Source organism: Peptoniphilus indolicus ATCC 29427, from assembly GCF_000227315.1.
In the GTDB taxonomy this organism is placed as follows: domain Bacteria; phylum Bacillota; class Clostridia; order Tissierellales; family Peptoniphilaceae; genus Peptoniphilus; species Peptoniphilus indolicus.
Genome location: NZ_JH165061.1, coordinates 1,279,872 through 1,292,794, shown reverse-complemented (window position 1 = coordinate 1,292,794; position 12,923 = coordinate 1,279,872). Strand labels below are relative to the sequence as shown.

The following is a 12,923-nucleotide window of genomic DNA, read 5'->3' as shown; positions in this document are numbered from 1 at the left end:
AAATAAGCTTATTATAGCTATTGTTAGTATAATAATAAACAGGAAATTTCTTACAAGTTTTTTCCCTATTGAATACTTCAACTTACACCCCTGACCATCTATACCCTATTCCCCAAACTGTTTCTATATACACAGGTTTGGCAGCATTTTTTTCAATTTTGGAACGTAACCTTCTAATATTTACATCGACAATTTTAGAATCTCCGATAAATTCCTCTCCCCAAACCATTTTCAAAATTTCATCTCTCTTTAAAGCTTTACCCGGGTTTCCCATAAATATTTTCATTATTTGATACTCTGTTGGAGTTAAAATCAATTCAATATTATCTTTATAAAATCTTCTTGAATAAGTATCAAGTTTGAATGGGCCATCAATCATCATACTTTTTTCTGTATCTTCTATTTCAAGTCTTCTCTCTAAAGATTTTATTCTAAGTGTCAGTTCTGTAGGATTGAATGGCTTTGTCATATAATCATCTGTACCATACTGCAAACCCATTATCTTATCATAATCTTCAGCTTTAGCTGTTAGCATTATTATCCCAAGATCTGGAAATTCTTCTCTTAGCGTTTGGCATACTTCAAATCCGTCTATTCCTGGAAGCATAACGTCCAGAACAACAATTTCCGGCTTTACTTTCCTTGCTATACTTATTCCATCTTCTCCAGTTCCAGCTTCATATACATCATAAAACTCTCTTTCCAAGTTTATTTTAACAAATTTTCTAATGGATTCTTCATCCTCTACTAAAAGTATTTTCGTCATATTATACCTTCTTAAAAAATTCCCTTCTTTTTTATTTCAATTTTCACGGTTTTAGGATTCATTCTTTCTACTTTAAATTGTTCAGGAGATTCTATTTTAGGTGTTAATTCATAAACCCCCACTCCTAAATCCTTTAAGTTTAAAATTACTTTTACATCTTCTTTTTTTATATTTAAATCTTCTAAAACATTTTTTTGAACAAACTCAATGTTCAAACTGTCTATATCTGATATTACTTCTCTATCTTTTAAATTTTCAAATATTATATCTTCTTTAGAGAAATTAATACTAGTTTTCTTAGGTGTCAAATCTTCTGAAGACGCCACAATTTTTATATCTTTGTCTACAAGCCCAACTCCATCAGGGAGCACAAGTCCAACTTCAACTCTATTACCTACCAATCTTTTTACATCTACCGGTTGTGTAGTAAGTTCAGTTATGCCATTTATTACAGCTGAATTCCCCCTAATCATTACAGAACTTGGTTCTATAGAAAATGCTTGAGTGTCCATACCTTCTGGAATTTTACCTACAATATTTAATCTTATTGGAACAGTCATAGTCTTAAGCACTGGTACTTCAATATCTATTGAGCTTGGCGTTATAGATACATTTTCTATTTCTACTCCATCTTTATCGTAAGCTAATATTTCACCTGTTTTTACACCGCTATTAGACATACCTGTAACATCAACTTCAGAAACAATTTTTTCTATTCCATGAACTACACTTGAAGGACCTTTTACTTCAACTTTTTCCGAAGGCTTTATATTCCCAAGAACATATCCTTCTTCTAAATCTCCAATAGCCGATATAAATGCTTCCATTTTTTCATTTATAACTTCGTCTATCTTCACTGTAACTCTTGACGGATCCTTAGATACTACTCTAATTCCACTACTACTAGTATCCAAACTTACCTTTATCGGTATACTGCTTTCACCTTCTGAATATCCTGAAAGATTAACTGAAGCTGAAATATTTTCTCTATTCATTCTGCTTATTTCAGAAGTTTTCCCTGAAATAGAAACATCCGTTCTCAACTTCATATTTGAGACTATCGCTAAATTATGTTCTTTTATTTCAGCTAAATTTTCAAAACGCACATCTATATCTTTATAAGTTACAGTCCTCTCTGGATCTACTTCACTTCTAACATATGACCATAAAAAAAAGTGAAAATATTATAGATATAAATTTAAACATAGTATTTTTACTCATTTTTCGCATTTCTTTCACCGCCAAATTTCCATTTAAATAAAGCATTTTGATTTACTAATGATGGATTATATATCTTATTTAAAATTGTTTCCAATGTTTCTAAATCCAAATACCTTGAAATCTTACCTTTTTCAGCCACAGATATAGACCCGGTTTCTTCACTCACCATTATACTTAAACAGTCTGATTTTTCACTTATGCCAATTCCTGCTCTATGTCTTGTTCCAAGCTCTTTAGATATATTGTCTGAGTCACTTAAAGGCAAGAAACAAGATGCCGCAACAATTCTATCTCCTTTTACTATAACAGCTCCATCATGAAGCGGGGTATTTGGGATAAAGATGTTTATAATCAAACTACTAGATACTAATCCGTCAACTTTAGTACCAGTTTCTACAATTTCATTTAATCCCGTTTGCCTTTCAATTATTATAAGTGCCCCTATTTTTTGACGTGCCAAAGAGCCTATAGCATCACATATTTCAGTAACTGTCTTAGGTATTACTACAACTTCTCTTGAGTTTCTAAACGAGCTTGAAGACCTTCCTATCAATTCAAGTCCCCTTCTAAGTTCAGGTTGGAACACAACTAAAATTGCAACTATTCCCCAAGTCATAACCTTATCCAACAGCCAATATATAGTGTAAAACTCTCCCCATTCACTAAGCTTAGTTAAAATTAAAATTACAATAATACCCTTTGCTAACTGTTCCGCACGTGTGCCTTGCCACAGCTTTAGACAATTATATGTTAGGACTGCAATTATAAAAATGTCTATTATATCTATTATTCGTATATAATTAAAAATTTCTTGTAAATTCATTTATATCTCCCGTTTAAATGTCACATCCGCTTGAATTATTATTGTTAAAAACAAACCAACAGCTATCAGTATATCTCCTACACTTATAATAGTTTTATACGGAAAAGGTAAATAAATTATATCCGAAAGCCAATACATTTTAGGGCTTCTAAAAAGTCCATGGCTTAAGCTCTTACCTTCCAGTATTATTTTAGCTCTATCAATTGGAATTTTATTTAAAAGTTCATACTTTACCGGCATCTTTTTATTAAGAATTATAGGAATTGAATTTAAAATAAAACCCATTCCTATAATATTCATGCCTTTATTTTGTAAATTTAATAAAAGTCCTATTCCCAATAATAAAAGGTATAGCACATGAATAAAACTGTAATAATTTGTAAACAAATGAGTTAAAATCCCAAAATCATATATAGTAAAAACTGTGAGCATAACATCTATTAGAACTCCTATAATCAAAATCCACAAATATTTTATATTTATAATGCTCAATTCAGTTTTTCCAAATATTTTTGCAATTATTATTCCAAAAATAAGTGCTAAAATAATCATCTTTATTCTCCTATAATATCATAATTAGCTATCTCTTATCAAAAAAGGATTTATCAATCAATTGACCTGATGATAAATCCTCTTCCTTCGTGTACTATTATTTTGCCTGTGTCACCTTTTAATTCGTTACTGACACCTCTAATTTCACTTGTCAAAATTTTTAATTCATCAGCTTCATATTCCATTCCATATGTAGAATAAATCATTTCCTCACTAATGGCTACAACACTTATATAAATATGTTCGTCTTTTTCAAAAAAATATTCACCCTTTTCAACATATTCTATTATATTGTTGTTGTCTACCATTATAGCTTTTGATTTGCCAAACAACTTTTGCAGCAAAAATATATTTGCCAACGTATGGTCTAATCTTGTGCCAGTAGCTCCGAATATCACTATCTCTTCAAATTCTCTTTCAAGTAATATCTCAATTGCAGCTTCTGTGTCTGTAAAATTTTTAACTGTGTTGTACACGTTCTTTTCTATATTATTATCTTCAATAAATTTTCGTCCTGTTTCATCTATGGAGTCAAAATCTCCAACTATTAAATTTGGTAAAACATTTAATTCGTAAAAATTTTTAATTCCACCATCACAACATACTATATATGAATCATTCAAATATTTTTTTAATATCTCTTCAGATACTTTATTTCCGGCGGATACAACTATTCCTCTCACTTTTCTATTTCCTTGAATGATTCTATTGCCTTCATTGGGTCTTCTGAACCAAAGATTGCTGAACCGGCTACCAATAAATCTGCTCCACTTTCATAAACTTTAAGAGCATTCTCTAATTTAACTCCGCCATCTACTTCAAGTATACACTCAGGATTTTCTCTGTCTATTATTTTTCTAACAGATGCTATCTTTTTATAAACTTGTTCTATAAATTTTTGTCCACCAAAGCCTGGATTCACGCTCATAATTAAAACTAAATCTAAATCTTTAATTGTATAGTCAAGTATACTTAAATCTTCTGCCGGATTTATAGCCATTCCTACTTTTACGCCTTTTTCTTTTACCAAATTTAAGGTTCTATTTAAATGTTTTGTAGTACTTGGATGAATTGTGATTATATCTGCCCCAGCCTTCACAAAATCATCTATATATCTTTCAGGCTGTTCTATCATCAAGTGCACATCAAAAGGTATATCTGTAATATTTCTAAGCTGAGATATTATATCCGATCCAAATGAAATGTTTGGCACATACATACCATCCATTACATCAAGATGTACATAATCTACTTTAGATTTATTCATTATTTCAAATTGTTCTCTTATTTTGGTAAAATCACATGCTAGTATTGATGGTGAAATCATGAGCGCTCCCTTTCTTTAAGTTCATTGTATATTTGTAAATAACTGTTATACCTAGATTCAGGTATTTCTCCTTCTTCAACTAATTTTTTTATTTTACATCCAGGTTCATTTATATGACAACAATCTTGAAATTTGCAATGTCTTCTATTTTTTTCAAACTCTCTAAAATGTTCTTTCAAGTCATCAGCTTTTACATCTAATTCAAAACTTGAAAATCCAGGAGTATCAAATACATATGTATCTTCATCTCCTGATATTATTTCAACGTGTCTCGTAGTGTGAGTCCCCCTCTTAGTTTTTTCTGAAACACTTCCTACTTGTACTTCTTTTTTTTAATATATGACTTATTACAGTAGATTTTCCAGCAGCAGATACACCTGATAAAGCTGTTGTCTTTCCTTTTAAATATTCTCTTAATAAATCAATTGTAAAAGTATATTTATAAGATATCAAGAAAGTTTTGAACCCGGCTTTTCTGTATATTTCAAAAAGGTACTCCCCCTCTGATTTATCTAAGTCATATTTATTGATTGCTACTAAAACTTCAACTTCTTCTTCATAAGAAGCAATTATTTTATCTACTAAATTTAAGTTATATACTGGTTCCTTTGTAGGTATAAGCACTAAAACCTGATCCACGTTTGCAACTTTTGGCCTCTTTAATATGTTTTTTCTAGGATATATCTTTTCAATATATCCTAGATTATTTTCCATTTTAAATTCAACTATATCCCCAACTAATGGTTTTTTATCTTCATTCCTAAAAAGTCCTCTAGCTCTAGTTTCATAAACAACTTCATCACTCATTACATAGTAAAATCCGCCCGTAAGTTTTACAATTTTACCCTTCATATTTCACCTATTCAAAAACAGTGTTTTTAATAACTTTCCCGTCAAGAACAATTTCAAATCTATCTCCCTTTTTAGCATACTCAATGTTTTGTACAAAATCTTCCTTTAAATTTTTAAAATCGGCAAGTACATATTGCTTTCCATTTTTAGTATATCTTGTTATTGTTAAACTATGAGTTTCACCATCATCAGGTATATCTACATTTATTTCAGAAGGCCCTGTAGTATGTTCTTCTCTAGTTTGTTTACTTGAACTTTCACTATCTATATTTTCATTAGAACTTTCATCTTGTCCTTTACTTACAAATAATTCTATAGTTGTACCTTTATTTGCTTCTCCCTTTGGATTATAATCTGACACTTCTCCAAACTCTACGCTTGATGAATTAACTTCTTCTATCTTAACTTCAAATCCCAAACTTCTCAATGTAAACTCAGCATCTTCAGCACTTAAGCCGGAGACCTTGGGAATATTTACAAGTTCCTTATCTTTGCCCGATGAAATATAAAGCTTTATCTTTGAACCAGCCGGGACATTTTCTCCACTAGCAGGTTCTTGTTTAAATATTTGACCTTCTTCGACTTCTGTCGATGGTAAATTCGTAATATCTCCCACTAAAAGTCCCGCTTGGTCTAATAATATTTTTGCTTGATCCAATGTCTTCCCTACAAGTCCAGGAGCCGAGACTTCTTGAGGTTTTACATTTACTTTAATAGTGACTTTGCTTCCCTTTTTTATCTGTTCTCCTGCCTTTGGATCCTGGTCTAATACTTCTCTATCTTTTACATTTGAATTTTCACCCTGGTCTTCTACAGCCTCTATATCAACTATAAACCCCAATGTTTCCAACTCTTCTTGTGCTATTTTATCATTCTTACCGATAAGTTCGGGTACTGTTATTAAATCTGCTTTTTGTGAAGATTTAAATGCATTTGGTCCAACAAATATTATTAAAAATACGAGTAAAACTGCACATATAATACCTAATATAACAGGTAGCGAAGATTTTTCTTTCTTTTTTGGTTCTCTGGGCTCTATTCTCTTTGCCTCACGGTTATAATTTTCAGGCCTGCGTAAAGCTTTCTTTGATGGCTCTCTGCCATTGTTTGAATATAAATTAGAAGTTCTTTCTGTTCTTGCTGTACTTGTATACATATTAGGATTAGTTTTTCCAAGTTGAATATTTTTTATATCATTCATCAATTCCGAAACATCTGAATATCTATCATCTGGGTATTTTTGTGTCATTTTTAAAACTATTGAATCAGTTTCTTTAGAAATTTCAGGAACCACAGTAGAAGGTATCGGCATATTCCCCTGAACTTGCATAAGAGCAACTGATACAGGATTATCCGCATCAAAAGGAACTCTTCCGGTTAGCATTTCAAACATTACAATTCCTAGAGAGTAAATATCTGATCTGTTATCTACTTTTGAGCCCCTTGCTTGTTCCGGTGAAAAATAGTGTACAGAACCCATTATTGCATTGGTTGCTGTTACAGTAGCATTATCAGCAACTCTTGCAATTCCAAAATCTGTAACTTTTACCCTGTGGTCTTTTGTCACCATTATATTTTGACTTTTTATATCTCTGTGAACTATTCCTTTATTATGAGCTACTTTAAGTGCTTCTGTAATTTGAGCTAAATAATTTAAAGCTCTTTTTTCAGGAATTTTACCATCATCAGCTATTAACTCTTTTAAAGTTTTTCCATCTATAAATTCCATCACTATATAGTGCACTTTTTCGCTATCAACTTCTTCAGTTCCAACGTCATAAATACTAACTATATTAGGATGAGAAATACTAGCAGCAGCTAAAGATTCTCTTTTAAATTTTCTTATAAAATTGTTATCGTCATTATATTGAGCTTTTAGCACTTTTATCGCTACTATTCTATCTAGCTTGTGGCAATGAGCTTTATAGACATCTCCCATACCACCTGTGCCAATTTTCTCCAATATTTCATATCTATTGCCAAGTATTTTCCCTATCATTTAAACACCTACTCAATTTCTATAATAATAAATGTAATATTATCCATTCCGCCTGCATCAAGAGCTTTACTTAAGAGATTATCTCCCCAATTTTTCATCTCAGAATTCTTTAAAACTTCTAATATTTCTTCATTTGAAACCATATTAGACAAACCATCTGAACACATAAGTATTTCTCCAGTTGCTAAATCAAAATTCTTAACTTCAGCATTCAAATCTTCAGCAGTTCCAATCGCCCTTGTTATAACATTTTTCTTAGGGTGTTGTTTTGCTTCTTCCTCTGTTATTTCTCCTATTTCTACTAAGTAATTTACAAAGGAATCATCTTTGGTTACTTGTTCAATTTCTTCGGCTATTTTATAAATTCTGCTATCTCCGACATTTGTATAGTAAAATTTACCTTGATATATATACCCTATGCTAATAGTTGTTCCCATTCCTCTTAAATTTAAATCTTCTAAGGATTTTTTGTAAACAACTTCATTAGCAATTTTAACTGCTTCTTTTATTTTGGTGACGAGCTCATCGGAAGTTTTAAATTCACCACTTAACTCTTCAACAACCGTTTCAACAGCCATCCTAGATGCCGTTTCTCCGGCTAAATGACCTCCCATTCCGTCTGCCAAAATAAATAAATTTCCATTCTCATATGGAACATAATAAAAATCTTCGTTTATTTCTCTAATGTTCCCCTTATGAGTTCTATGAACAAACTTCATTAATACCACCTTCATACTTCCTTCTCAGTTGTCCGCATGATGCACTTATATCTCTACCAAGTTCTCTTCTTACAGTTACTTCTGCTCCATAAGATATGAGTTTGTACTTAAACATATCTATTTCTTCAGCTGACGGTCTACCTTTATGATACTCTTCTATTGAATTCAAAGGAATTAAATTTATATGATATTTAAATCCCTTTAATAAATTAAATAGTTCGTAAGCATCTGATATAGACGAATTTTCTCCACTAATAAGTGTGTATTCAAAAGTTATTCTACTATTATTTTCATCTGAATAATACTTACAAGCCTCAATTAGGCTTTTTAAATTATACTTTCTATTTACCGGAAGCACTTTAGACCTCGTGTCATCATTTGGACTGTGTAAAGATATAGCCAATGTAATCGGTAAGTTTTCCTTTGCTAAATCATATATTCTATCCACTATGCCACAAGTTGAAATAGTCATATTTCTATAACTCATGTTGTGTCCTTCTTCTGAATGAAGAATTTTTAAAAATTTTAATGTATTTTCATAATTATCCAAAGGTTCTCCGCTTCCCATCAAAATTATATTGGAAACTCTTATTCCCAATTTATTTTCAACGCTATATACTTGTCTTAACATCTCTGCCGGAGTTAAATTTCTTATGAGTCCTGCCTTTGTTGAAGCGCAAAATACGCAACCCATTCTACACCCAACTTGAGTGGATATACATTGTGAATAGCCATGCTTATACTTCATCAAAACTCCTTCTACTAAATTTCCATCACTCAGCTTAAATAAATATTTTTTAGTATCATCTAGTTTAGAAGAAAATTCACATTCTATTTCTGCAATATCTAAACTTCCAATTTCCGATATAATATCTTTGGGTAGATTTGAATTTTCAATGTCTATTCTCTTGTTTTTATTAAAAAAAGTGTATAGTTGTTTTGCTCGAAACTTTGGATATTTTTTCTCAACTATCCAATCCTCAAGCTCTTTTAGTGTCATATTATTAATTTTCATTTATCTTTACCAATCTAGTGATAGCGAAACCATCTGTTCCTTGAACATTAGGATACAATTTTAAAGTTTCTCTATCCATTGTCTTAAGTACTTCAAAGTTTGGATTTTCTTTTAAAAATTCCAAGATAACATCTTCATTCTCTTCACTTGTGATAGTACAAGTTGAATATATTATCATACCTTTAATTTTAACATATCTTGCTGCATTTTTTAGTATATCACTTTGAATCTTTGATAAACCTTTAATATTTTCTAAACTTCTATTCCATTTTATTTCAGGTTTTCTTCTTATCAACCCCAAGCCTGAGCAAGGAGCATCTACAATAACTAAATCAAATTTGTTTTCTAAATTCTTATTATATATTGTAGCGTCATTTTTTATTATTCCATTCGTTCTAAGGTTTAATCTTATAAAATTTTCGCCTACAAGAGATACTTTCTTGTCTGATATATCACAAGAAACTATAGTAGCATTTGGATTCAAAAGTTTTGCATTTATAGATTTCCCACCCGGTGCTGAGCACAAATCTAAAATATCTTCCGCCTTATAATCTGATAGCTCAACAGCTAAAATTGATGCTTCATCCTGAACATAAAATTGTCCTTGTTTGAAATTTTTTGTATCTATGATACCGCTTGGATTTTCAATTGAAAGTCCATATTCTGACATCTTTGTCTTGTCTACTATATATCCTTGATTTTCCAAATCTTTTTTCAACGATTCTCTGTCTATTAGATTAGTATTTACCCTTATTGTAAAAGGTGGCTTTTCATTATTAGCCATTAAAAGAGATTTCACAAAAATTTCATCATATTCTTTTAATAAACTTTGAACATACTCTATCGGATGTGAGTAGAGTATAGAAAACTTCTCCGCCACATTTTCAATTTCCTCAGTATAAAATGCAGACTGTATTATCTTTTCTTTTGAGTTTGATATGTTTCTAAGTATCGCATTTGTAAATCCTATAGAGCCTTTATTGCCATATATTTTGGCAAGTTTTACAGATTCATCAACCACTGAATAATTCGGTACTTTGTCTAAAAATAAAATTTGATAAATTCCTATCATAAGAATATTTAAAATAGTCTTATGTATTTTTTTATTCTAATCTTTGAATTTTTCCTTATTACATATTCTAACAACAATCTATTTTTAACTACCCCTGTTGTTATTTGAGTTAATAAATTGTAATCTCTAATATCATCTCTAAAATTATATGCTATTAAAAGTTCTTCATTTAAAAAGGCCCCTTTATAAAGGACATTGTCAATTATAGAGAGCGCCTTTCTTCTAATATCTTTCATTATTCTATCTATCCCTCGAAATACTCAACAATCTCAACAGTTGAAGAACTGCCATAACTGTTGAAGCTACATAAGTAAGTGCAGCTGCACTTAAAACTTTTCTCGAACCGGCAAGAGCCTCTTGACTCATATAATTTTCTAATTCTATTTGTGCTCTTCTTGAAGCATCAAATTCAACAGGTAGTGTAATTATAGTGAATGCAACTGACGCAGCAAAAAATACTATTCCAACATTAACTAAAACTCTTGAAAAAATCATTCCCATGATTACCATATATATACCAAAATTTGAGCCTATATTAGCCATTGGAATTAAAACACTTCTAAGTTTTAAAGGAGAATATCCTTCTTGATGTTGTATGGCATGACCTACTTCATGTGCTGCAATTCCAAGAGATGCTATACTTTTTTTTGAATATACTCCATCAGATAGATTTAATTCTCTTGTCTGTGGATTATAATGATCCGTTAAATTCCCAGATACTCTATTTATTCTAACGTCGTATAATCCATGACTTTGTAATATACTCTTGGCAACTTCCGCTCCTGTCATTCCCGTTCCTGAATCAATTTTGGAATATTCAGAGTATGCTTTTTTAACTTTGTATTGAGCAAACAACGTAAGCAGTATCGCCGGCATTATATAAACTAAATAATTATATCCGTACAAAAAATCAACCTCCTAATACAATCCCTTTTTCAAGACTATTTCCCAACATAAAACTCTTTGAATCCATTCTCTTTTTATTTGGCATCTGAAGTTCTGTTATCCGTATTACTCCATCAATAGTCTTAACCTTTAAATCATCTAATAATTCTCCTGCTATTTTACCATATACATTTTCTGCCTTTTCCACTTTAAATATTTTTAATCTTTCTCCTTTGTATGTAGTAAAAGCTCCGCCTCTATCTACCATACCTCTAACTAATCTTTCAATTTGAAAAGTATTCATTGTGTTGAAGTCTATATTAGCTGTTTCTTTTGTTATCTTTTCTGCGTAAGTTGAAATTGACTCGTCTTGAGGAGTGTAATTTATATTTCCATTCTCCAAGTCTAATAAAAATTTTAAAATTAGTTTTGAACCCAACTTAGAAAGTTCCGCACTCAATTCTTCTGAATTCAAATTTTCTATAGACATAGATTCTGATAATGCAACATCACCTGTATCAAGACCCTTGTTCATTTTCATAATTGATATACCTGTTTCAATATCGCCATCAATTATAGCTCTATTTATAGGTGCTGCCCCTCTGAATCTTGGAAGTAACGAAGCGTGTATATTTATGCAACCATACTTTGGCATTTCAAGTATTTCTTTTCTAAGAATTTGTCCATACGCAACTACTACAAACACATCAGCCTCTACACTTCTCAACACTTCAATAGCTTCTTCACTGTTTATATCTTCAGGTTGATAAACTTTTAGTCCTAAATTTTCTGCACTTATCTTAACTTCGGGTGGTAATAGTTTTTTTCCTCTTCCTTTTTTTCTATCTTCTTGAGTTACAACTAACTTCACATCATGGTGTTTATTAATCGCCTCAAGAGGCATCACAGAGAATTCAGGTGTACCCATAAACACTATCTTCAAATTACTCTTCCTCACTTATATCTTCTAAATCATCTAAATCAAACATCTCTTCTGCTCTGTCAGAATATAAAATTCCATCTAAATGGTCTAGCTCGTGTTGTATCACTGTAGCTAAAAATTCACTTGCTATAATTTCATTTTTATTGCCATCTTCATCCATATACTCAAGTTCAAGTTCGCTATATCTCTTAACTTTCCCTTGTTTTTTTGGAATTGATAAACAACCTTCCATCCCAACTTGCTCTCCTTTAGAATTTTTTATAACTGGATTTATTAAAGTTAACCTATTTTCTTCCCTATCATCTATAACTACTATTCTCTTTAAAATTCCAACTTGAACAGCTGCTATCCCCACACCATTTTCGCGATACATTGTATCATACATATCGCTTATCAATTCTTTAACTTTTGGTGTTATTTCACTAACTTCCTTTGATTTTTTTCTCAAAATCGGATCTCCATCTATTCTAACATTTCTAATCGCCATTAAATCACCTCTTAAATTCTACATCTATATATATATTTAAACGTTCACTTTCATTTTTATGTTCATCTAATACCCTTTTTATCTGTTTAGATAACTCATCTACGCTTTCAGGTTCCACTTTTAAAGTAAATTTAACCTTGTGTACATTTTTAATTTTAGGCATTGATATTACTCTACTATATTGTACTTCATAACCGACTATTTTACTTCCTATATCCATTAAAATTTCATGAGCAAATTTTTCTAAACTTGGATTCACTTC

General features: G+C 31.0%; 14 protein-coding genes and 2 pseudogenes. All 16 read right to left on the bottom strand.

Annotation, left to right across the window (positions count from 1 at the left end; translation table 11 throughout):
• Nucleotides 1–82 precede the first annotated feature (82 nt).
• Nucleotides 83–766 carry a response regulator transcription factor gene (locus HMPREF9129_RS05805; protein ID WP_004821375.1) on the bottom strand — a complete coding sequence of 228 codons (684 nt, stop codon included), beginning with the start codon at nucleotides 764–766 and terminating at the stop codon, nucleotides 83–85.
• An 11-nt stretch (nucleotides 767–777) separates the two neighbouring features.
• Complete coding sequence (locus HMPREF9129_RS05800; RefSeq protein WP_004821373.1) at nucleotides 778–1,872, bottom strand: CdaR family protein; 1,095 nt, start codon at nucleotides 1,870–1,872, stop codon at nucleotides 778–780.
• A gap of 107 nt (nucleotides 1,873–1,979) precedes the next feature.
• Nucleotides 1,980–2,810 carry a diadenylate cyclase CdaA gene (gene cdaA, locus HMPREF9129_RS05795; protein WP_004821371.1) on the bottom strand — a complete coding sequence of 277 codons (831 nt, stop codon included), beginning with the start codon at nucleotides 2,808–2,810 and terminating at the stop codon, nucleotides 1,980–1,982.
• On the bottom strand, nucleotides 2,811–3,362 hold the full coding sequence (locus tag HMPREF9129_RS05790) for a DUF5317 domain-containing protein (protein ID WP_004821370.1): 552 nt from the start codon (nucleotides 3,360–3,362) through the stop codon (nucleotides 2,811–2,813). It lies immediately after the preceding gene.
• A gap of 53 nt (nucleotides 3,363–3,415) precedes the next feature.
• On the bottom strand, nucleotides 3,416–4,045 hold the full coding sequence (locus HMPREF9129_RS05785) for a thiamine diphosphokinase (RefSeq protein ID WP_004821365.1): 630 nt from the start codon (nucleotides 4,043–4,045) through the stop codon (nucleotides 3,416–3,418).
• Nucleotides 4,042–4,689 carry a ribulose-phosphate 3-epimerase gene (gene rpe / locus HMPREF9129_RS05780; protein ID WP_004821361.1) on the bottom strand — a complete coding sequence of 216 codons (648 nt, stop codon included), beginning with the start codon at nucleotides 4,687–4,689 and terminating at the stop codon, nucleotides 4,042–4,044. Before rpe ends, HMPREF9129_RS05785 begins: the two co-directional genes overlap by 4 nt.
• Nucleotides 4,686–5,496 (bottom strand): annotated as a pseudogene (gene rsgA / locus HMPREF9129_RS12350) (ribosome small subunit-dependent GTPase A). Before rsgA ends, rpe begins: the two are co-directional and overlap by 4 nt.
• 52 nt (nucleotides 5,497–5,548) lie before the next feature.
• Nucleotides 5,549–7,540: a Stk1 family PASTA domain-containing Ser/Thr kinase gene (gene pknB / locus HMPREF9129_RS05765; RefSeq protein ID WP_004821355.1), complete on the bottom strand. Its 1,992-nt coding sequence runs from the start codon at nucleotides 7,538–7,540 to the stop codon at nucleotides 5,549–5,551.
• A gap of 8 nt (nucleotides 7,541–7,548) precedes the next feature.
• Nucleotides 7,549–8,259 carry a Stp1/IreP family PP2C-type Ser/Thr phosphatase gene (locus HMPREF9129_RS05760; protein ID WP_004821353.1) on the bottom strand — a complete coding sequence of 237 codons (711 nt, stop codon included), beginning with the start codon at nucleotides 8,257–8,259 and terminating at the stop codon, nucleotides 7,549–7,551.
• Nucleotides 8,243–9,274 carry a dual-specificity RNA methyltransferase RlmN gene (gene rlmN, locus HMPREF9129_RS05755; protein ID WP_004821352.1) on the bottom strand — a complete coding sequence of 344 codons (1,032 nt, stop codon included), beginning with the start codon at nucleotides 9,272–9,274 and terminating at the stop codon, nucleotides 8,243–8,245. The genes HMPREF9129_RS05760 and rlmN overlap by 17 nt, the downstream gene beginning before the upstream one ends.
• Entirely contained in the window at nucleotides 9,264–10,346 is a 1,083-nt protein-coding gene (rsmB, locus tag HMPREF9129_RS05750) for a 16S rRNA (cytosine(967)-C(5))-methyltransferase RsmB (RefSeq protein WP_004821349.1), read from the bottom strand. The genes rlmN and rsmB overlap by 11 nt, the downstream gene beginning before the upstream one ends.
• 8 nt (nucleotides 10,347–10,354) lie before the next feature.
• Complete coding sequence (locus HMPREF9129_RS12345; RefSeq protein ID WP_004821347.1) at nucleotides 10,355–10,582, bottom strand: hypothetical protein; 228 nt, start codon at nucleotides 10,580–10,582, stop codon at nucleotides 10,355–10,357.
• Between the two features lie 4 nt (nucleotides 10,583–10,586).
• Nucleotides 10,587–11,252 (bottom strand): zinc metallopeptidase, encoded by a 666-nt coding sequence (locus HMPREF9129_RS05745; RefSeq protein WP_004821345.1) that lies wholly within the window; start codon nucleotides 11,250–11,252, stop codon nucleotides 10,587–10,589.
• A 4-nt stretch (nucleotides 11,253–11,256) separates the two neighbouring features.
• Complete coding sequence (gene fmt / locus HMPREF9129_RS05740) at nucleotides 11,257–12,165, bottom strand: methionyl-tRNA formyltransferase (protein ID WP_245946121.1); 909 nt, start codon at nucleotides 12,163–12,165, stop codon at nucleotides 11,257–11,259.
• A gap of 10 nt (nucleotides 12,166–12,175) precedes the next feature.
• Entirely contained in the window at nucleotides 12,176–12,661 is a 486-nt protein-coding gene (def, locus tag HMPREF9129_RS05735; protein ID WP_004821342.1) for a peptide deformylase, read from the bottom strand.
• 4 nt (nucleotides 12,662–12,665) lie between these two features.
• A pseudogene (locus tag HMPREF9129_RS05730) lies at nucleotides 12,666–12,923 on the bottom strand (primosomal protein N'); the annotation flags it as partial.

Bases quoted from the DNA above. Each gene is read 5' to 3' on its own strand.
- HMPREF9129_RS05805 (WP_004821375.1), bottom strand. From the start codon at position 766: ATGACGAAAATACTTTTAGTAGAGGATGAAGAATCCATTAGAAAATTT.
- cdaA (WP_004821371.1), bottom strand. From the start codon at position 2,810: ATGAATTTACAAGAAATTTTTAATTATATACGAATAATAGATATAATA.
- HMPREF9129_RS05790 (WP_004821370.1), bottom strand. From the start codon at position 3,362: ATGATTATTTTAGCACTTATTTTTGGAATAATAATTGCAAAAATATTT.
- rpe (WP_004821361.1), bottom strand. From the start codon at position 4,689: ATGATTTCACCATCAATACTAGCATGTGATTTTACCAAAATAAGAGAA.
- pknB (WP_004821355.1), bottom strand. From the start codon at position 7,540: ATGATAGGGAAAATACTTGGCAATAGATATGAAATATTGGAGAAAATT.
- HMPREF9129_RS05760 (WP_004821353.1), bottom strand. From the start codon at position 8,259: ATGAAGTTTGTTCATAGAACTCATAAGGGGAACATTAGAGAAATAAAC.
- rlmN (WP_004821352.1), bottom strand. From the start codon at position 9,274: ATGAAAATTAATAATATGACACTAAAAGAGCTTGAGGATTGGATAGTT.
- rsmB (WP_004821349.1), bottom strand. From the start codon at position 10,346: ATGATAGGAATTTATCAAATTTTATTTTTAGACAAAGTACCGAATTAT.
- HMPREF9129_RS12345 (WP_004821347.1), bottom strand. From the start codon at position 10,582: ATGAAAGATATTAGAAGAAAGGCGCTCTCTATAATTGACAATGTCCTT.
- def (WP_004821342.1), bottom strand. From the start codon at position 12,661: ATGGCGATTAGAAATGTTAGAATAGATGGAGATCCGATTTTGAGAAAA.